Here is a 19,285-nt window from a genome sequence, read left to right as displayed (position 1 = left end):
CGACGGCAACGTCGTGCGTTCCACCGCGGGCAGGTCGGTGACCAGCCGGTCGAGGTCCGCGCGGACGGTCGCCGCGTAGGCCTGCTGCAACCGCTCGTCGTACTCGATCAGTGACAGCCGGCCCTCGTCGTGCGCCAGCTTCAGCCGTTCCGCGGTCTCGCTGCGGTCGGCGTCCGACACCCGCATCACGGACCGCTCGTCGTCCCTGGACTCCCCCATGCCCGTCGAGCGTAGTGACGGGGAGGGACCCGGGGGTCTGTCGTTCGGACGATCCCCGCCCCCGGGGCGGAGCCGAACGGGTGGCGACCGCGACGCCGACCAGGCACAGCAGACCGCCGGCGAGCGCGGCCGGTGCGGGCACCTCCCCGAGCAGTGCCCAGGACAGTCCGACCACCACCGGCGGGATCGCGTACGTGGTGGCGGCCAGCCGCCCCGCGGTCGTGCGGGTCAGGGCGTATCCCCAGGTCAGGAACGCGACTCCGGTCGGGAACACCCCCAGGTAGACAACGCCGGCGACGGCCGTCGGCGGCGCGGTGGCGAGCGCGGCGACCAGCGACGGCAGGAACGGCAGCAGCGCGACGGCCCCGGCGACGGCGCCCGTCCAGGTCATCGTCAGGGCGTCGACCCGGGGCAGCAACCGCTTCTGCGCGACGGCCGCGCCCGCGTAGACCAGTGCGGCGAGCAGCCCCAGCAGCACCCCGGACAGGTCGGCGCCCCCGGCCGACGACGCCGCCGCGATAAGCACCACCCCGGCGAACGCGACGGCCATCCCGGCCAGCAGCCGTGCCGGGAAGCCCTCGCCGAGCAGCAGCCCGGCGAGCACGGCGACGACCACCGGTGCCACGTTCACCAGCAACGCGGTCGTGCCCGCGTCGAGGTGCCGCTCGGCCGCGTTCAGCGCGAGGTTGTAGACGCCGAACCAGGCCGCGCCCCAGATCACGACCGCCGCCAGCAACCGTCCGCGGGGCAGGGGTGGGCCGGGTCTGGGTCTGCGGGCGCGGACCACGGTCAGGATCGCGGTCAGGGTCAGGGCCCCGACCAGCATCCGTCCCAGGGCCAGCGCGCCCGGCGACAGGTCGTGGCCGACGGCGCGGATGCTCACGAAGGCCGAGGCCCAGAGCACGACGGTGGTGGCCGCGGCGGCGAGCGGCAGCAGTCCCGGCCGGGTCGCGGCGCTCACAGGGTGGGCCGGCGGGTGTCGTAGCCGGTGCGGACGGGCAACCGTCGCGGTCGTTCCCGGAACAGCCGGTACAGCGCGGCGAGGGTGGCGGGGGTGGTGAGGGCGAGCAGCCCCAGGTTCACGGTGGTCATGGAGACATCGTCGAACCGCTCACGGTTCAGCACCAGCGATATGTTCTACCTCTGGATTCAGTTCTGCTGTACGTTTTTCCGCGTGCTCGACGCTCATCGCCTGATGATCTTCCGGTCGGTCGTGGCCGGTGGGTCGGTGCAGTCCGCCGCCGCCAATCTGGGGTACACGCCCTCGGCGGTGAGCCAGCACGTCACCGCACTCGCCCGGGAGACCGGCCTGGTGCTGTTCGAGCGGGTGGGGCGCGGGCTGCGGCCGACCGCGGCCGGGCTCCTGCTGGCCGAGCAGGCCGACGCGGTGCTCGCCCGGCTCGGTGAGGCCCAGGTACTCGTCGAGGACCTGCGCACGGGGCGCACCGGGTCGCTGTCGGTGGCCTACTTCGCCTCCGTCGGGTCCGCCTGGATGCCGCGGGTGGTGCGCAGGCTGACCACCGGTTTCCCGGGGGTCCGGCTCGACCTGGCCCTGCGTGAGTGGCTGCCCGACGACCCGGCCGACCGGTCGGACCTGCAGATCGCCGTCGAGCGACCGGAGTTCGAGGCCTGGCCCGGGTTCTCGGTGCACCACCTGCTCGACGACCCCTACGTCGTGGTGGTGCCCGAGGGGCACCCGCTGGCCGGGGCGGAGCAGGTCGACCTGGCGGAGCTGGCCGGGCAGCGGTGGGTGGACAACGACTTCGCCCGCGGGTGGTGCCGGCGCAACCTGGTCGAGGCCTGCGCCGCCGCCGGGTTCCGCCCGCCGTTCCACGTCGAGGCCCACGACTACCGCACGGCGCTGGCCTTCGTCGCCGCCGGGATCGGCGTCACCGTGCTCCCCCGGCTCGGCGCCGTCGACCTGCCGGCCGGGACCTGCGCGGTGCCGGTCGTGCGGCCCACACCGGTGCGGACGATCCTGGCGGTGGTCCGGGACGCCGCGGCGGCGGCGCCACCGCTGCTGGCGGCCCTCGACGAGCTGCGCGAGCAGTCGGCCCTCAGCCCTGCGGGCGCACCACGATCTCGGTGAGGTGCGCGTCGCGGGTCGCGGTCAGTGCGGCCAGGATCGCGGCACCGACCGACTCGGGGCGCAGGAACCGCGAGCCGTCGTACTCGCCGCCCTCGTGGGCGACGACCCGCTCCTGCATCGCCGTGTCCACCCGGCCCGGGTGCACGGAGGTGACCCGGATGCCGTGGCCGGACTCCTCGGCGCGCAGGGCGTCGCCGAACGCGCGCAGCGCGAACTTGCTCGCCGCGTAGGACCCCCAGCCCGCGCGGGCGGTGATCCCGGACCCGGAGTTGACGAGTACGACGTCGGCGCCGGTGTCGGCGCCCGCCGCGCGCAGCGCGGGCAGCAGCAGCCGGGTCGTCTCGGCGACCGCGACGACGTTGACGTCGAACTGGTGGCGCCAGGTCTGCGCGGTGGTCTCCGCGACGGTGCCCAGCTCGCCGACCCCGGCCGAGTGGACCAGCGCGTCGAGCCGGTCGATGCCGTCGAGGGCCGTGGCCAGCGCGTCGTCGTCGGTGAGCTCCACCGCCACGGTGCGGACCGCGACCGGGCCCGCCTCGGTCAGCTCACCGGCCAGGGCCTCCAGCCGCTTCTCGTCCCGGCCGCCCAGGACCAGGTCGTAGCGCGGCGCGAGCAGCCGGGCGGTGGCGGCGCCGATGCCCTGGGAGGCACCGGTGATCAGGGCGAGCGGGCGGCGCGGAGCGGTCACCCGGTGAACCTACGACGACCGGCCCCGTCCTGCGCGAGGACGGGGCCAGTCGTCGTACCGGGGAGCGGGCGCGCTCAGAGCTGAGCCTCGTTCCGCAGGCTTCTCTCAGACCCGGCGGGCCGAGTTGAACGGCATCCGGTCGATGTCGGAGATCTTCACCGGCTGGCCGCTGGTGGAGGCGTGCACGATCTGGCCGCCGCCGATGTAGATGCCGACATGGCTGACCGGGCTGTAGAAGAACACCAGGTCACCGGGCTTCAGGTTCGACTTCGACACCTTGGTGCCCACCTGGGCCTGGGCCCGGCTGGTGCGGGGCAGGTCCTTGCCCGCCTTGGAGAAGGCGTAGTGGACCAGGCCGGAGCAGTCGAACGCGCTCGGGCCGGTGGCGCCCCAGCGGTAGGGCTTGCCGAGCTGGGCCATCGCGGTCGACATCGCGCCGCTGCGCGCGGCGGCGGCCTGCGCGGCCGGGGCCGCGGCCTGCGCCGCGGAGGAGACCGACAGCGCGGCCGGGTTCGAGCCGAGCGCCGGCAGGACGTTCGCGGCCGGGGCGACGTCACGGGTCACGGTCTCCGCGGCGGGTGCCGCGGAGGCGGCGTCCGTGGGTGCCGCGGTGGCGGCGGGGAGCACGGACAGAACTGCGGCCGCGGCGGCGGTGGTGGCCACGACGGCGACGCGGAGCGCCGGAGCGGAATGACGCTGGGGCACGGTGGGGTCCTCGGGATGTTGCACCACCGGAGGAGCGGTCGGGGCGGGACCCGTGGGCGCCGGTACGAAGGGGGAGTTCCGGTGGGGACACCGACGGCACTCACGACCCGCCTGCGTCGTCGCCCGGCGGTGACCCTGTACCCCTCACCCCGGATGGGCGGTGGTCGCACAAGGCCGGACCGCACATTACGAACAGATATCGCTCAGATAAATGACGCAGAGCACATTCATTGCATGACTGCGCTCACGACGAATAACGAGAACATTCCGGATCGGTAATGTCGTCTTCCGGAACGTCTCCGGTACGGCAACGGCCCGGGGATGACCTGCATGGTCTTCCCCGGGCCGTTGTACCGAGAAACGGATCAGCTGTCGATCTCGCCCCGGATGAACGCCTCGACCTTGTCGCGGGCCTCGGAGTCGCGGTACTGCTCCGGCGGCGACTTCATGAAGTAGCTCGACGCCGACAGGATCGGTCCGCCGATGCCGCGGTCCTTCGCGATCTTGGCCGCCCGCACCGCGTCGATGATGATGCCCGCGGAGTTCGGGGAGTCCCAGACCTCGAGCTTGTACTCCAGGTTCAGCGGGACGTCACCGAACGCGCGGCCCTCGAGCCGGACGTAGGCCCACTTGCGGTCGTCCAGCCAGGACACGTAGTCCGACGGGCCGATGTGCACGTTGCCCTTGCCCATGTCCCGGTCCACCTGCGAGGTGACGGCCTGGGTCTTGGAGACCTTCTTGGACTCCAGCCGCTCGAGCTCCTTCATGTTCAGGAAGTCCATGTTCCCGCCCACGTTGAGCTGCATCGTGCGGTCCAGCTGCACGCCGCGGTCCTCGAACAGCTTCGCCAGCACCCGGTGGGTGATGGTCGCGCCGACCTGCGACTTGATGTCGTCGCCGACGATCGGGACGCCGGCGGCGCGGAACTTCTCCGCCCACTCCGGGTCCGAGGCGATGAACACCGGCAGCGCGTTGACGAACGCGACGCCCGCATCCAGTGCGGCCTGCGCGTAGAACCGGTCGGCGTCCTCGCTGCCCACCGGCAGGTAGGACACCAGCACGTCGGCCCCGGTGTCGCGCAGCACCTGCACGACGTCGACGGGCTCGCCGTCGGCCTCGGTGATGGTCTCCCGGTAGAAGCGGCCGAGACCGTCGAGGGTCGGCCCGCGCTGCACGGTCACCCCGAGCGGCGGCACGTCCGCGATCTTGACCGTGTTGTTCTCGCTGGCCGAGATCGCGTCGGCGAGATCCTGACCGACCTTCTTCGCGTCGACGTCGAACGCGGCCACGAAGGTCACGTCCCGGACGTGGTACCCGCCGAAGTCGACGTGCATCAGGCCGGGGACCTGGGTCGACGGATCGGCGTCCGCGTAGTAGTGAACCCCCTGGACCAGCGACGCCGCGCAGTTGCCCACGCCGACGACCGCCACCCGAACCTGGCTCATGTCAGGCTCCTCCTGTTGTCTCGTCCTGTCGTACCCCGCCGGTCGCGGGCCGGGATGGCCCGCCGCCGGGGAAGGTCCTCTCGTCGCGTCCGTCCGCGGCGCCCTGCTCGGCCCGTTCGGTCGCGATCAGCTCGTTCAGCCAGCACACCTCGCGCTCGGAGCACTCCAGCCCGAGCCGGTGCAGCTCGCGGGTGTAGCGGTCGACCCCCTCGCAGGGCCTGCCGAGCGCGGTGCGCAGACCGTCCCGGCGTTCCTCGACGGCCCGTCTGCGGCCCTCCAGGATCCGGATCCTGGTCTCCGCCGGTGTCCGCGCGAAGAACGCCAGGTGCACGTCGAAGCTTCCGTCCTCCCACGCCTGGGGGCCGGCCTCGGCGAGCGTGGCCGCGAACCGGTCCCGGCCCGCCGGGGTGATGCGGTAGACCCGCCTGCCCCGTCGCAGCCGTCCCGGAGCGCGTCCGTACTGATCACCCGCCTCGTCGGTGGTCTCGGCGATCGACCCGGCCCGCAGCAGCCGGCGCAGGGCCGGGTACAACGAGCCGTAGGAGAACGCGCGGAAGCCGCCGAGCCTGCGGCCGAGCTGCTTGCGCAGCTCGTACCCGTGCAGCGGACCGTCCTGGAGCAGGCCGAGAACCGCGAAGTCCAGCATCGCGACCTCCTCCGTGCGGACCGCCGACCCGTCATCCTATCGGTCCGATACATCGATCCGTCCCATCCATGATCGTGATCACAGGCGGTCGCGGACCGGACGAGTACCCCGACCAGGCACGGAACGGTCGTGCCCGCAGGGCCCCGTGCGGGACGGCGATGGGTCCGCGGGTCCGTCCCGCGTACCCTGGCCGGGTGCTCAGCCCGCGACAGGTGGTGGACTACGCCCTGCAGCGCCGTGCTCTGCTGGCCGACGTCCGGGCCGGCCGGGTCGGCCGTGAGGAGGTGTGCGATGCGGGTGCCTACCTGCTCCGTGCCGCGCGCTTCCACGGCACGTCCGCCGGTCGGGCCTGCCCGGTCTGCCGGCACGACGAGCTCGCCCAGGTCTCGTGGGTGTTCGGCGAGAGCCTGCGCCACGTCTCCGGTTCGGCCCGCTCCGCGGCGGACCTCGAGCAGCTCGCGGCGCAGGTCGCCGACTTCTCCGTGCACGTCGTCGAGGTGTGCACCGAGTGCCGCTGGAACCACCTGGTCCGCTCGTTCGTCCTCGGCACCGGCCGCCCCCGCCGCGGCCGGCGGAGTGCGGGTGGCTGAGTCCGATGGCGCCCTGCCCGACGAGCACGACCACCCGGACCGCGCGCACCGCGCCGGTCCGCTGCCGGATCCCCTCCGCCCCGGGCACCCCCGGCCCGGGCCGCTGCGGATCCGGTCCACCGCATCCCACGGAGCCGCCCGGTGAACGACGAGCGTGACCCCCGGCGCACCCCGCCGCCCCCCCCCCCGCCCCCGGTCCTCCGCGGTCCCGTCCCCGATGCCCCCGCCTGCACCCCGACCGGGCGTGGGCCCCGTCCCCGATGCCCCCGCCCCCGGTCGTCCACCGGTGGGCGGCCGTCCCACCCCCGCGGGGCCGCCGCGCCCGGTCCCCCAGTCCCCTCCGCCGCTGCTGACCCACGACGACTCCGGGATCGGCCACTTCGACCCCGTCGTCCGGCCCGCCCAGGCCGGTCCGCGCACGGCCGCCCCGCAGCGCACCGGCCCTCCGCCGGCCCGCGGTGCCGCGGCGGCCGCGGCGGCACCGGCCACGGCCGCCCGTCGGGGCGGCGGTGGCGGCCGCCCGCCCGGACCGCCCGGTCGTCCCGACGGTCGCGGTCCCGGGGACGGCGGTGACGGGCGGAAGAAGCCCGGCCGTCGTCGCCGGCTCCGGCGCTGGGTGATCGGGCTCGCCGCGTTCGCGGTGATCGGCCCGCTCGTCGCGTTCGCGATCGGCTGGCTGGTGTTCCCGGTCCCCAACGCCGACGACATCGCCGTCACCCAGGTAGCGACCTTCACCTACACCGACGGCGCCCCGCTGGCGACGGTCCGGCCGGACAACGTCAACCGGATCAGCGTCGACCTGTCCCAGGTGCCGGTGCCGGTCCAGCAGGCCGTGCTGTCCGCGGAGGACCGCACGTTCTTCTCCAACCCCGGCTTCGACATCACCGGCATCGCGCGGGCGGTGATCAACCAGCTCTCCGGCGGGATCGGCGGCGGCTCGACGATCACCCAGCAGTACATCAAGGTGACCACCGGCAACGACCAGTACTCGCTGTTCCGCAAGTTCCGCGAGGTCGTGCTGGCCGCGAAGATGTCCAAGGAGATGACCAAGGAGCAGATCCTCGGCAACTACCTGAACGCGATCTACCTGGGTCGCGGCGCCTACGGCGTCCAGGCCGCCAGCCAGGCGTACTTCGGGAAGAACGTCCAGGACCTGAACGCCTCCGAGGGCGCGATGATCGCCGGGCTGATCCAGTCGCCGTCGCGCTGGGACCCGGCGAAGAACCTCGAGATGTCCCAGCAGCGGTGGAACTTCGTGCTCGACGGCATGGTCGCCCAGGGCTGGATGACGCAGGCCGACCGGGCGCAGCAGAGGTTCCCGCAGTGGCGCGAGGCCTCCGCGGCCGAGGGCGGTGGCATCCCCGGCGACGACAAGGGCCACATCTACAACGCGGCCCGCGCCGAGCTGGAGAAGCTCGGGATCTCCGAGACCGAGATCAACACCCAGGGTCTGACGGTCACCACGACGATCGACCCGAAGGCCCAGGAGGACGCGGCGACGGCCGTCGAGAAGGTCATGGACGGCCAGCCCGGCAACCTGCGGTCCTCGCTGGTGTCGGTGAACCCGAAGACCGGCGCGGTCATCGCCTACTTCGGCGGGGAGAACGGTGTCGGCCTCGACTACGCCTCGGTGCTCAAGCAGCCCGGCTCGTCGTTCAAGCCGTTCGTGCTCGCGGCGGCGCTGCAGGCGAACCCGCCGGTCGGTCTCGGCACGATCTACGACGGCTCCTCCCCCCAGGAGCTCGCCGGCACCACGGTCACCAACTCCGAGGGCGTCAGCTGCGGCCGGTGCTCGGTGAAGGAGGCCATGACCAAGTCGATCAACACGGTCTTCTACCGGATGGGCCTCGACGTCGGCCCGCAGCGGGTCGCCGACGCCGCGCACCAGGCCGGCATCCCCGCCGACCTGCTGCCGAACCCCACCGGCGGCATCTCGCTGGGTGACCGAGAGGTCCACCCCGAGGACATGGCCGCCGCCTACGGCACGTTCGCGGCCGACGGCATGAAGCGCGACCCGTTCCTGATCGCGAAGGTCACCGCCAGCGACGGGCGGGTCATCTACGACCGCGGCAGCACCGACAACGGCCAGCAGGTCATGCCGGCCGAGGTCGCCCGCAACGTCACCGAGTCCATGACCGACGTCGCGAGCTCGTCGCGGATCGGGCTGGACGGGCGTCCGGTCGCCGCGAAGACCGGCACCGTGCAGAGCAGCGTCCAGGGCCAGAACAACGACGCCTGGACCGTCGGCTACACACCGTCGGTGTCCACCGCGGTGTGGGTCGGCACCGACGACAACACCCCGATCAAGAACTCCGCGGGCCGCCCGGTCTACGGGCGGATGCTGCCCGGCTCGATCTGGCAGTCGTTCATGAACGACGTGCTGCAGGGGACGCCGGTGGAGCAGTTCTCCGACTTCGAGCCGATCGGCCAGGCTCCGGCCCGGGCCGTCTCGAACGACTCCGGGCAGGGCGACGACCAGCAGACGACCACCACCCAGGAGCCCGGCGACAGCCGCGACAACGGCGACCGCGGCGACCGCGGGGACCGGGGTGACCGCGGGAACCGCAGCGACCGGGGTGACTCCTCGGGCGACGGCTCCGGGGACGGGGCCGGCGACGACAGCAGCGGCGACCCCGGCAGCGACGGCAACAGCGACGGTCCGCCCGGCTCCGACGCGGGCCGGGACCGTCCGGGCCGCGGGGGCGACAACTGACCGCAGGCGGCCGGCCCGGAGCCGCACCGCCCGCCCCCCACGACGCGCCGGGGGCGGGCGTCCGGGACCGGGAGGTCCCGACCTGGACCGAGCCGCTGGCGCGCGCCGCCAGCCGGGTCGTCGGAGGCCCGATGGGTCGGCACGCACTCGTCGGACGGTCGCGCTGGTGGACCCCGCTGCGGGTGGTGCTGCTGCTCGCCGTCGTCGTGCTGGCGCTGGGCTGGCTGGGCAAGGCGGCCTGTCTGCAGCAGTACCGCACCCCCGACGGTGCGCTCGCGCTGGACTGGCGCAACGACCGTCAGTACGTCGCGATGTGCTACTCCGACACCGTCCCGCTCTACGGGCTGGAAGGTCTCGCCGACGACGCCGTCCCCTACCGCGACGCCTGGTTCGAGACCGCCGCCGACGGCTCCCGCACCGCCCGGTACATGGAGTACCCGGTCGTCACCGGGATGTTCCAGTACCTCAATGCGCAGCTGACCGACGGCTGGCAGTGGCTGGCCGAGCGGTTGCCGCTGCCGACGGCGCTCGACGTCGTCGTCTACTTCGACGTCACAGCGATCTGGCTGGCCATGGCCTGGCTGGTGGTGGTGTGGGCGGTGCTGATGCTCCGCCCGGAACGTCCGTGGGACGCCGCGTTGGTCGCGCTGTCCCCGCTGGTGGCGGTGCACGCGTTCACCAACTTCGACACGCTCACCGTCGCGCTCGCGACCGGGGCACTGCTCGCGCTGCGCCGGGACCGGCCGGTCTGGGCCGGGGTGCTGCTCGGGATCGGCGGCGCGGCCAAGCTCTACCCGCTGCTGCTCCTGCTACCGGTGCTGCTCGTCGGCTGGCGACGCCGCGCCGACGGCGGCCTCCCGCGTGCCGCGTGGACGATCGGTGCCGCGGCCCTCGCCTGGGTGGCGGTGAACCTCCCGGTCGCGCTGGCCTGGCCGCGCGGCTGGGTCGAGTTCTTCCTGCTCAACCGCACGCGACCGGCCGACCCGGACTCGGTCTGGTACTCGCTGTACTGGTTCACCGGCTGGTCCGGCTTCGACGGCCCGCTCGGCGACGGGCAGTCCCCCACCGTGCTCAACACCGTCACCGCGGTGCTCATGGTGCTGGCGTTCGCCGCGATCGCCTGGCTCGCGCTGCGCGCGCCGCGCCCGCCCGCGGTCGCCGAGCTGGCCTTCCTGACGGTCTCGGCGTTCCTGCTGGTCAACAAGGTGTGGAGCCCGCAGTACTCGCTGTGGCTGGTCCCGCTCGCGGTGCTCGCCCTGCCCCGCTGGCGGCTGCTGCTGGCGTGGATGGTCGTCGACGCGCTGGTCTGGGTGCCGCGGATGTTCCAGTACCTCGGCGTCGCGAACAAGGGGCTGCCGCCGGAGCCGTTCCTGGTGACCGTGCTGGTCCGCGACGCCGTGGTGGTCGCGCTGTGCGTGCTCGTCGTCCGGCAGATCCTGCGGCCCGGCACCGACCCCGGCCGGGACCCGGAGCCCGTGTGGCCGGTCGGCCCGCGGGTCTCCCGGTCCGGCGTGCCCGCCGTGACGGCCTCCGCGTCGGCCGTGCCCGCACGGGGCGGGCGACGGCGGAGGGACGGCGGCGGCCCCGGCCCCACCGGTTCCGTCGGCACGTCCCGGTCCGGCGACGCGGCCGGTTCCGCGGGCTCCGGCCGCGCCGGTCGCTCCGATCGCGCGGCCGCACCCGAACCGTGGCCGTCCCGGGCGGCCCACCCCCGGCGCGACCCCGCGGACTGAACTGCGGCTGCCCCTCGCGCCGCCGCATGTGTCCCGCCGGTCGCCGCACAGGGTGTGGTGGCGCCGCAGCGGGTGTGACGAGTGCGGCGGCGACGGAACCTGTGCGGCACCCGGGCGGGTGCGACGATCGGGGCATGGCCGACGACGTGGTGGTCCCGGAACCGGTGCAGCGCCAGCTGCGGGAGCGTGTCGAGGCGGCGCTGGCGACGCTCCCCCCGGCCGAGCGCCGGGCCGCGTCGGAGGCGGACCGGGCGGGGAAGCGGGCCGCCGCCGTCACCCTGACGCTGCTGCCGGTCCCCGGTGCCACCGGCGACGGCCGTCTCGCCGACGAGGTCGCGTTCGTCCTGACCCGGCGCGCCCGGTCGCTGCGGGCGCACTCCGGCCAGTGGGCCCTTCCGGGCGGACGGCTCGACCCGGGTGAGACCGCCGAGCAGGCGGGGCGCCGCGAGGTGTCCGAGGAGATCGGGCTCGAGCTCGGCCCGGACCGCGTGCTCGGTCTGCTCGACGACTACCCGACCCGTTCCGGCTACGTCATCACCCCGGTCGTGCTGTGGGGCGGCGGCGCGGGCGAGCCGACGCCCAACCCGGACGAGGTCGCCGAGCTGCACCGCCCGCCGCTGGCCGAGATCGACCACGAGCCCCGGTTCCTCACGATCCCCGAGTCCGACGCCCCGGTGATCCAGGTGCCGCTGTTCGACCGCTACGTCCACGCCCCCACCGGGGCGGTGCTCCACCAGTTCCGCGAGGTCGTCCTGCACGGGCGCGCGACCCGGGTCGCGCACCTGGAGCAGCCGGTCTTCGCCTGGCGCTGAGGACTCCCGGAACCGGGGTCTCAGGTGCGGACGGGCCCGCCGAACACGCCCTCCGGGTCGACGCGGCGCTTCAGCGTGGCCGGCCGGCGCCGGGTGTCGTCGTCCCGGTACGGGCGCCTGGTGCAGCTGCCGCGGACCCGGCTGCGGACGCGCTCCGGGCACTGGGTGGTGGCGCACGCGTCGCCGCTGGCCGGGCCGGACGGGGCCTCGGGGAAGGTCGTCGTGACGATCGAGGAGGCCCGCCCGCCGGAGATCGTCCCGCTGGCCACCGCGTCCGCAGCAGGCGCGAGCTCACCGCCCGGGTCTACGTCGACCAGTACGCCCCGCGGCTGCAGATCGGGGCGGGGCTCACGCCGTCCGGCTGGCTCACCGGTACCGCCTGAGGCCTCCTCAGGTGTGCTCCCGCAGGAACGCGATGTCGCGGGCCTGTCCCTCGGCCGGGGTCTCCACCACGACCGGTGCCCCCGCCGCCGCGACGACGGCGGCCAGCTCGTCCGGCGGGATCGTCCCGTCGTCGATGTTGGCGTGCCGGTCGCGGGCGGAGTCGAACGCGTCGCGCGAGTTGTTCAGGTGGATCAGGTCGATCCGCCCGGTGATCCCCCGGACCCGCTCGACGATCCCGGCCAGCTCCTCGCCACCGGCGAAGGCGTGACAGGTGTCCAGGCAGAACCCGACGCCGAACTCGCCCACCGCGTCCCACAGCCGGCCCAGCGCGTCGAACCGGCGGGCCATGGCGTTGTCCCCGCCCGCGGTGTTCTCGATCAGGACGGGCACGTCGAAGCCGTGCTCCCCGGCCTGGCGCTCGACGAACTTGCGCCAGTTGTCGATCCCGGCGGCCGGGTCGTCGTCCTTCGTGACGTGGCCGCCGTGCACGACCAGGCCGAACGCGCCGACCTCGGCGGCCCCGGCCAGGTGCTGCTGCACGATCTTGCGGCTCGGGATGCGGATCCGGTTGTTCGTGGACGCGACGTTCGCGGTGTAGGGCGCGTGCACCACCACCGCGACGTCCGACGCGGCCAGCTCCGCCGCCCGTGGGTGCGGCGGCGGCTTCTTCCAGCCCTGCGGGTCGGACAGGAACAGCTGGATCACCTCGGCGCCGACCTCGGCGGCCGCGGCCAGAGGGTCCTCGGCGTCGCGGACGTGTGCTCCGATCTGCATACGGGCACGGTAGCGAGGACCCCCGACAGCCGTGGGCCGCCGGTCAGGCGTCGGTGACGGCACCGAGCGGCTCGTCGAGGACGGGGCCCGGTGGCGGCGACGAAGGACAGCCGTCCGTCGGCCGGTGCCTCCGCGGGCACGGCCCGGACCCGTCCCGGCGATCCGGGGAACCGCGTACCCGCAGGTCGGGGCCGGAACGGCCGTTGCTAGCCTGTACCGGCATCCCCGCAGCTCCCGCGCATCCGCCGGAAACTGTCGGGGTGCACTGAGAACCTCCTGTCACGGCCGTCCGGGCCGTGACCGTTTCGAGTCCATAGGAGGTGAGTGGTTCTCATGCGTCATTACGAGGTCATGGTCATCCTCGACGGCGGCCTGGACGAGCGCACCGTGCAGCCGTCCCTGGAGCAGTTCCTCACCGTCGTGAAGAACGACGGCGGATCGGTCGAGAAGATCGAGGTCTGGGGCAAGCGCCGCCTGGCCTACGAGATCAAGAAGCAGGGCGAGGCCATCTACGCGGTCCTCGACATCACCGCCGAGCCGGCCACCGTCACCGAGCTGGACCGCCAGCTGGGTCTGAACGAGTCCGTGCTGCGCACCAAGGTCCTGCGCAAGGACGTCACCCGCACGCCGGCGCCCGCCGCCGGCTGATTGGAGCCGTCATGGCCGGCGAGACCGTCATCACCGTCGTGGGCAACCTGACGGCGGATCCCGAGCTGCGGTTCACCCCGTCCGGCGCCGCGGTCGCCAACTTCACCGTGGCGTCCACCCCGCGCACCTTCGACCGCCAGTCCGGCGAGTGGAAGGACGGCGAGGCGCTCTTCCTGCGCTGCAACATCTGGCGCCAGGCGGCGGAGAACGTCGCCGAGTCCCTGACCCGCGGCGCGCGCGTCGTGGTCCAGGGTCGCCTGCGCCAGCGGTCGTTCGAGACCAAGGAAGGCGAGAAGCGCACCGTCGTGGAGATGGAGGTCGACGAGGTCGGCCCGTCCCTGCGCTACGCGACCGCCAAGGTCAACAAGGTCAACCGGGGCGGAGGTTCCGGTGGCTTCGGTGGCGGCGGTGGCTACGACGGCGGCGGTGGCGGTGGCGCCCGACAGGGCGGCGGTTCCGGCGGTGGAGGCAACTCCGGCGGCGGCTATGACGACCCCTGGGGTTCGGCCCCGCCCGCGGGCAGTGGCGCCGCGTCCGACGACGAGCCCCCCTTCTGATCCACGTACCTCTCCGCCCGTGACGGGCGGAGGACGATCTCCAGGAGCACCACCATGGCCAAGGCCATCGTGCGCAAGCCGAAGAAGAAGGTCTGCGCTTTCTGCAAGGACAAGGCCCAGCTGATCGACTACAAGGACACCGGTCTGCTGCGGAAGTTCATCTCCGACCGCGGCAAGATCCGTGCCCGTCGGGTCTCCGGCAACTGCCGGCAGCACCAGCGGGACGTCGCCGTCGCGGTGAAGAACTCCCGTGAGGTCGCCCTGCTGCCGTACACCTCGACCGCTCGCTGAGGAAGGGGAGACACATGAAGCTCATCCTCAACGCCGACGTCCCGAACCTGGGTGCCCCGGGTGACATCGTCGAGGTCAAGGACGGCTACGGCCGCAACTACCTGCTGCCGCGCAAGCTCGCGGTCGTCGCCACCCGTGGCGCCGAGAAGCAGGTCGAGCAGATCCGCCGGGCCCAGAAGTCCCGCGAGATCCGCGACCTGGGCCACGCCCAGCAGGTCGACTCGCAGCTGCGCAACATCAACGTGACCGTCCCGGCCAAGGCCGGCGACACCGGCCGTCTGTTCGGCTCGATCACGCCGGCCCAGGTCGTCGACGCCGTCAAGGCGGCCGGCGGCCCGCTGCTGGACAAGCGCAGCATCGACGTCCCGGGTCACCTCAAGACCCTGGGCAAGCACCAGGTGCAGGTCCGCCTGCACCCGGAGGTCACCACCGAGCTGCCGATCGCGGTCGTCGCGAGCTGAGCGGTCCGGTGGTCGTTCGACCACCGAGCGTGAACAGGGCGGTGTCCGGAGCCATGTGCTCCGGGCACCGCCCTTTCGCGTGTCCGGGCCGGCCGGACGGGCGTCGCGCACACGGTGCGCAGTCCCGGATGGACGATCGACACCGATCGGACGACCCCACACCGGATGTCTTGTCACGCAGCCGACACGCCGTGCGGTGACGATCCACTCGTCGGGCGGGCCTGTGGACGCGCCGGGCGGCGAGCGGTCCGCCGGGCGCTCCGACACGCCCGTACGCGGCGTGCGACGACACGCCAGAGCAAAGTTGTCCACAGCTGTGAGTATGCCTCTGACCTGCGCAGACGGCCCGTTCCGGTCCCCTGTCCCCAGGTTGTCCCCAGCACGGTCCCGGGACGGGCGGCATCCGTGCACAGTTCATCCCCAGTTCGATCACCAGGCCGGTTCGCCACGGGCCCGCGGCCGACCTAGTGTCGGCCGTACCGGTACGCGAGCGCCTTGCTCCCCGGACCGCGCCCGCCGCGGTCCGTCGGGCACCGCGCCGGCCGGCAGATCACCGACGACGGTCGCGGGTGGCAGCACGTACCACTCGCGCGTCGAACGTGCGTTCGGTACTGTGTCCACCGGGGGTGACGCTGCGTATGGCTCTGACGGACGATCGTCCCGGCAACAAGCCCCGTGCGGTCCGTGACGGCGAGAAGGCCTCCGGACCCGGCGAGGGCGCCACGTTCGACCGTCAGCCCCCGCAGGACCTCACGGCCGAGCAGTCGGTGCTCGGCGGCATGCTGCTGAGCAAGGACGCGATCGCCGACGTCGTGGAGGTCCTGCAGCCGGAGGACTTCTACCGGCCCGCCCACCAGACCGTCTACGAGACGATCCTGGACCTCTACAGCCGTGGCGAGCCCGCGGACGCGGTGACGGTCTCGGCGGAGCTGCAGCGGCGCGGTGAGCTCGTCCGCCTCGGCGGCGCGCCCTACCTGCACACCCTCATCGCGACCGTGCCCACCGCGGCGAACGCGGCGTACTACGCCGAGATCGTCGGCGAGAAGGCGGTCCTGCGGCGGCTGGTCGAGGCCGGTACCCGGATCGTGCAGCTCGGCTACCACGGTGCCGACGGCGGCGACGTCGACGACGCGGTGGACCGGGCCCAGGCCGCGGTCTACGAGGTCACCGAGCGCACCACCACCGAGGACTACACGGTGCTGGAGGAGCTCCTCCAGCCCACGATGGACGAGATCGACGCGATCGCCTCCCGGGGCGGCCAGTCCACGGGTGTGCCGACCGGCTTCGCCGACCTCGACCAGGTCACCAACGGTCTGCACCCGGGCCAGATGGTCGTCGTCGCGGCCCGGCCGGGTCTGGGCAAGTCGACCCTGGGTCTGGACTTCGCCCGCTCCTGCTCCATCAAGAACGGCATGACCAGCGCGTTCTTCTCGCTGGAGATGAGCAAGTCCGAGATCGTCATGCGTCTGCTGTCCGCGGAGGCCCGGATCCGGCTGGCCGACATGCGCGCCGGCCGGATGTCGGACGAGGACTGGACGCGGATGGCGCGGCGGATGTCGGAGATCTCCGAGGCGCCGCTCTACATCGACGACTCGCCGAACCTGACGCTGATGGAGATCCGGGCCAAGGCGCGCCGGATGAAGCAGCGCTACGACCTGAAGCTGATCATCCTGGACTACCTGCAGCTGATGACCTCGGGCCGCAAGGTCGAGTCCCGTCAGCAGGAGGTCTCGGAGTTCTCCCGGCAGATCAAGCTGCTGGCCAAGGAGCTCGAGGTCCCGGTGGTGGCGATGAGCCAGCTGAACCGTGGTCCCGAGCAGCGCACCGACAAGCGGCCGATGCTGTCCGACCTGCGTGAGTCCGGCTCGATCGAGCAGGACGCGGACATGGTGGTACTGCTGCACCGCCCCGACGCGTTCGAGCAGGACGACCCGCGCGCCGGTGAGGCCGACCTGATCCTGGCCAAGCACCGTAACGGCCCGACCACGACGATCACCGTCGCCCACCAGCTGCACTACAGCCGGTTCTCCGACCTCGCCCACGGCTGAGGACCCCGGTCGCGCGCCACGGCCACGCCGCCCCTCCGGGGCGGCACCGGTCGGCGCCGGTCCGGGGCGGCACCGCGCGGTGCGGGGTGCCGCGTCAGGCGATTCCGGGGTGCGCCTGCGGTCCGGTGGTGGCCGCGACGGCCAGGGCGAGGCCGGCGATGAGGATCCCCGCGACGACGACCGGCACGCTCACCAGTACGGCACCGAGCAGCAGCACGACCAGTGCGGCTCCCAGCAGTACCGTCGGGAACGGGCCGGAGCCGTGCACGGTGCGCCGGTCGCGGGCGAACCCGGCGAGCAGCCGTCCGCCGTGGCGGGCCGGGGCGTGCAGTGCGGCGTTCAGTGCGGAGAACCGGCGGACCAGTCGCGGGTCGGTCAGTCGCAGCTGCACCTCGATCTCGTGCAGTCGACGGTTCTCGCGCTCGCTCAGCACCTCGGCAACCCCTCGTGTCCACGTCCCGGCGGACACGGTCGTGCCGCAGTCCGGCGCGGGGCGTCGTCGATCCGGCCTGGTACCGACGTTACGTGACCGATTCGTGATCTGGCCGACCGGGCCGACGGGCTCACATGCGCCCGTCCTCACACCGGGGACGGCGCCCGGGGTCACCAGAGGGAGACGCGGTCCCGGCGGGGGCCCGCGGGGGCCCCGAGGCGGGTGGTCAGCGCGGCCCAGGAGCGTGCCGTGCCCGGTGTCCGGGCCGGCCGGGGGCGGAGCCAGCGGACCGCGAGGTCCGGGTCGTCCGGGTGGACGTCGAAGCGTTCCCGGCGCGGGAGCCGGGTGGCGCTGCGCAGCTCGACGACGGTCCCGCTCGCGACGGACTGGACGCCGTAGAGGCAGCCCGGAGGGACGAGCAGTCGCTGCGGGCCCTCGAGCAGCGCGACGGCGAGCCGGCCGAAGGTGTCGGCGTCCGGTCGGGCGTCGATGACGACGGCATAACCGCTGCCGCGGGGGACGCCGAGCAGCACCGCGTCGCCGGGATGGCCGAACAGGCCGAGCACGGCGTCGCGGGCCGGGCGGCGCCGTCGCCGCACGGTGAAGGCGGTGAGGTCCGGGCCGGACGTGTCGGCGACGGTCGGGTCGAGCAGCAGCGCGCCGGGCACCACGGTCCGTACGACGTCCACTCGACCTCCCTCGGGTCCGGTCACCGCGTGCGACGGGCGCGCGGTGGGCTGCGGTTGGGGTACCGGAAACGACAACGAGCGGCCCCGGTCCTGGTGACGCTGCGCAAGTCCACGTTGCTCCGATCGGGCTCACAGCGGGCTTTCAGCCCCCGTATCTACTATCGGACCTAGTACTGATGCGACGAAGGGGTGGCGCATGACCGACGACCCGACGCCGGGTACCCGGTGCCGTGCCTGTGGCGGTGCCACGGGCACGGTCGTGCTCGACCTGGGCGAGCAGCCGCCGTGGGACCGGATGCCCGCCCGGGACGCCCCGCTGCCCGACCCGGCGGCCCCGCTGCGCATGTGGCTGTGCGCCGGCTGCGGTCTCGCCCAGCTGCAGACCGATGCCGCGGTGGCCGAGGAGCTGCACGGCGTCGAACCGCGGGCGATGGCCGACCAGAGCGACCGCTCGGTCGGCCGGCTCACCCGCGCCGGGCTGGTCCGCCCGGGCGGCCGGGTCGCGGAGTTCGGCAGCCCGCACGGCGGCTCGTGGCTCCCGCGGCTGACCGGGCGCGGCATGACCGCGCTCGACACGGACGCGGTGTCCGCGACCGGGCGGGCCGACCTCGTCGTCGACTTCTACGGGCTGCTGCACGAGCCCGACCAGGCCGATGCGCTCGCCCGGCGGGTCGCGCTGCTCGCACCCGGCGGCACGCTCGCGCTCCAGCTGCTGTCGCTGGGCACCGTGCTGCGTGACGGCCAGTGGTTCGACCTGCGCCACGGCCACTACGGCTACTGGTCGCTGCCCGCCCTGGACACCGCACTGCGCCGGCACGGCCTGGGCGTGCACCGGGCGTGGTGGTACCCGCTGTCCGGCGGGACCGTGCTGGTCACCGCCCGGGCCGGCGCCGAGCCCGACGCCGAGACCCGCCGCCTCGTCGACGAGGAACGCGCCCTCGCCGTCACCGAGCCGTCCGGGTTCGCCCGGCTGCAGACGGCCGCCGACGACACCCACCTGCTGCGCGACTGGCTGGTCGCCGAGCGGGCGGCGGGACGCACCGTCGCCGCCTACGGCGCGGCGTCCCGCGCGGTGCCCCTGGTGTGCCGCGCCGGGCTGGACGCGTCGCTGCTGGCCGCCGTCGGGGACGCCTCGCCGGCCAAGCAGGGCCACCGCATGCCGGGCAGCGACGTGCCCGTCGTGTCCCCCGACGAGCTCGCCGGCCTGCGCCCGGACCGTGTCCTGCTGTTCCTGCCCGAGCTCCTCGACGAGGTCCGCGCCGCGCTGCCCCAGGTGGAGGCCGCAGGTGGGCGCTGGGTGGTGCTCGGCCCGGGACCGCGTGCGGTGGAGCCCGTGCACGCACTGTCCGGCTGCTGATCC

20 protein-coding genes and 2 pseudogenes are annotated in these 19,285 nt (G+C 73.5%); 11 read left to right on the top strand and 11 right to left on the bottom strand.

Annotated elements, in window-relative coordinates:
• Positions 1–87 precede the first annotated feature (87 nt).
• From ZF1_RS27155 to ZF1_RS27145, 3 genes and pseudogenes are all read right to left on the bottom strand, one after another.
• Positions 88–186 (bottom strand): annotated as a pseudogene (locus ZF1_RS27155) (DUF1707 SHOCT-like domain-containing protein); the annotation flags it as partial.
• Positions 187–313: 127 nt separating this feature from the next.
• Positions 314–1,180: pseudogene (locus tag ZF1_RS27150) on the bottom strand (DMT family transporter); the annotation flags it as partial.
• Entirely contained in the window at positions 1,177–1,311 is a 135-nt protein-coding gene (locus ZF1_RS27145; RefSeq protein WP_255497419.1) for a hypothetical protein, read from the bottom strand. The pseudogene ZF1_RS27150 and the gene ZF1_RS27145, both read right to left, overlap by 4 nt.
• An 82-nt stretch (positions 1,312–1,393) precedes the next feature.
• Between ZF1_RS27145 and ZF1_RS27140 the strand changes: the two genes are divergently transcribed.
• A complete protein-coding gene (locus tag ZF1_RS27140) occupies positions 1,394–2,308 on the top strand; it encodes a LysR family transcriptional regulator (RefSeq protein ID WP_251783320.1) in 915 nt (304 codons plus the stop codon).
• Here the strand turns inward: ZF1_RS27140 and ZF1_RS27135 are convergent.
• The 4 genes from ZF1_RS27135 to ZF1_RS27120 all read right to left on the bottom strand — a co-directional run bounded on the left by ZF1_RS27135 (position 2,277) and on the right by ZF1_RS27120 (position 5,792).
• Entirely contained in the window at positions 2,277–2,996 is a 720-nt protein-coding gene (locus tag ZF1_RS27135) for an SDR family oxidoreductase (protein WP_482638647.1), read from the bottom strand. The two genes, ZF1_RS27140 and ZF1_RS27135, sit on opposite strands and share 32 nt — an antisense overlap.
• Positions 2,997–3,101: 105 nt before the next feature.
• A complete protein-coding gene (locus ZF1_RS27130) occupies positions 3,102–3,701 on the bottom strand; it encodes a C40 family peptidase (RefSeq protein ID WP_238589730.1) in 600 nt (199 codons plus the stop codon).
• Positions 3,702–4,066: 365 nt separating this feature from the next.
• On the bottom strand, positions 4,067–5,146 hold the full coding sequence (locus ZF1_RS27125; protein WP_062398977.1) for an inositol-3-phosphate synthase: 1,080 nt from the start codon (positions 5,144–5,146) through the stop codon (positions 4,067–4,069).
• A gap of 1 nt (position 5,147) precedes the next feature.
• Positions 5,148–5,792 carry a PadR family transcriptional regulator gene (locus ZF1_RS27120; protein ID WP_482638646.1) on the bottom strand — a complete coding sequence of 215 codons (645 nt, stop codon included), beginning with the start codon at positions 5,790–5,792 and terminating at the stop codon, positions 5,148–5,150.
• Between the two features lie 194 nt (positions 5,793–5,986).
• Here ZF1_RS27120 and ZF1_RS27115 point away from each other — a divergent pair, with 194 nt between their 5' ends.
• From ZF1_RS27115 to ZF1_RS27100, 4 genes are all read left to right on the top strand, one after another.
• The gene (locus ZF1_RS27115; RefSeq protein ID WP_062403958.1) at positions 5,987–6,382 is read left to right on the top strand and encodes a DUF5318 family protein; all 396 of its coding nucleotides are present in this window, start codon (positions 5,987–5,989) and stop codon (positions 6,380–6,382) included.
• A gap of 286 nt (positions 6,383–6,668) precedes the next feature.
• Positions 6,669–9,095, top strand: a complete 2,427-nt coding sequence (locus ZF1_RS27110) for a transglycosylase domain-containing protein (RefSeq protein WP_482638645.1) — start codon at positions 6,669–6,671, stop codon at positions 9,093–9,095.
• 131 nt (positions 9,096–9,226) lie between these two features.
• Complete coding sequence (locus ZF1_RS27105; RefSeq protein WP_482638644.1) at positions 9,227–10,828, top strand: glycosyltransferase family 87 protein; 1,602 nt, start codon at positions 9,227–9,229, stop codon at positions 10,826–10,828.
• A gap of 134 nt (positions 10,829–10,962) precedes the next feature.
• A complete protein-coding gene (locus tag ZF1_RS27100) occupies positions 10,963–11,640 on the top strand; it encodes an NUDIX hydrolase (protein WP_073576122.1) in 678 nt (225 codons plus the stop codon).
• Positions 11,641–11,660: 20 nt separating this feature from the next.
• Here ZF1_RS27100 and ZF1_RS27095 read toward each other — a convergent pair whose 3' ends face one another.
• Positions 11,661–11,909, bottom strand: coding sequence for a hypothetical protein (locus ZF1_RS27095; RefSeq protein ID WP_482638643.1), 249 nt, complete (start codon positions 11,907–11,909; stop codon positions 11,661–11,663).
• A gap of 121 nt (positions 11,910–12,030) precedes the next feature.
• Positions 12,031–12,798, bottom strand: coding sequence for a deoxyribonuclease IV (locus ZF1_RS27090; protein WP_179761498.1), 768 nt, complete (start codon positions 12,796–12,798; stop codon positions 12,031–12,033).
• A 333-nt stretch (positions 12,799–13,131) separates the two neighbouring features.
• On the opposite strand from ZF1_RS27090, the gene rpsF reads away from it, so the two are divergent.
• From rpsF to dnaB, 5 genes are all read left to right on the top strand, one after another.
• Positions 13,132–13,446: a 30S ribosomal protein S6 gene (rpsF, locus tag ZF1_RS27085; RefSeq protein WP_062398960.1), complete on the top strand. Its 315-nt coding sequence runs from the start codon at positions 13,132–13,134 to the stop codon at positions 13,444–13,446.
• A gap of 11 nt (positions 13,447–13,457) precedes the next feature.
• Positions 13,458–14,003, top strand: coding sequence for a single-stranded DNA-binding protein (locus tag ZF1_RS27080; protein ID WP_251783330.1), 546 nt, complete (start codon positions 13,458–13,460; stop codon positions 14,001–14,003).
• 54 nt (positions 14,004–14,057) lie between these two features.
• On the top strand, positions 14,058–14,294 hold the full coding sequence (rpsR, locus tag ZF1_RS27075) for a 30S ribosomal protein S18 (RefSeq protein WP_020623471.1): 237 nt from the start codon (positions 14,058–14,060) through the stop codon (positions 14,292–14,294).
• A gap of 14 nt (positions 14,295–14,308) precedes the next feature.
• Positions 14,309–14,755, top strand: a complete 447-nt coding sequence (gene rplI, locus ZF1_RS27070) for a 50S ribosomal protein L9 (protein ID WP_208822723.1) — start codon at positions 14,309–14,311, stop codon at positions 14,753–14,755.
• A gap of 638 nt (positions 14,756–15,393) precedes the next feature.
• Complete coding sequence (gene dnaB / locus ZF1_RS27065; protein ID WP_062403954.1) at positions 15,394–16,803, top strand: replicative DNA helicase; 1,410 nt, start codon at positions 15,394–15,396, stop codon at positions 16,801–16,803.
• Between the two features lie 94 nt (positions 16,804–16,897).
• Here the strand turns inward: dnaB and ZF1_RS27060 are convergent, their stop codons facing one another.
• A complete protein-coding gene (locus ZF1_RS27060; protein ID WP_405420789.1) occupies positions 16,898–17,236 on the bottom strand; it encodes a DUF3040 domain-containing protein in 339 nt (112 codons plus the stop codon).
• Positions 17,237–17,406: 170 nt separating this feature from the next.
• A complete protein-coding gene (locus tag ZF1_RS27055; RefSeq protein ID WP_346101916.1) occupies positions 17,407–17,925 on the bottom strand; it encodes a dTDP-4-dehydrorhamnose 3,5-epimerase family protein in 519 nt (172 codons plus the stop codon).
• Positions 17,926–18,121: 196 nt separating this feature from the next.
• Here ZF1_RS27055 and ZF1_RS27050 point away from each other — a divergent pair, with 196 nt between their 5' ends.
• Positions 18,122–19,282 (top strand): methyltransferase domain-containing protein, encoded by a 1,161-nt coding sequence (locus ZF1_RS27050; protein WP_482638642.1) that lies wholly within the window; start codon positions 18,122–18,124, stop codon positions 19,280–19,282.
• Positions 19,283–19,285 lie beyond the last annotated feature (3 nt).

Source organism: Pseudonocardia sp. ZF1 (assembly GCF_056835605.1).
The sequence above is the reverse complement of the archived record's forward strand: the minus strand, read 5'-3'. Positions and strand labels throughout refer to the sequence as shown.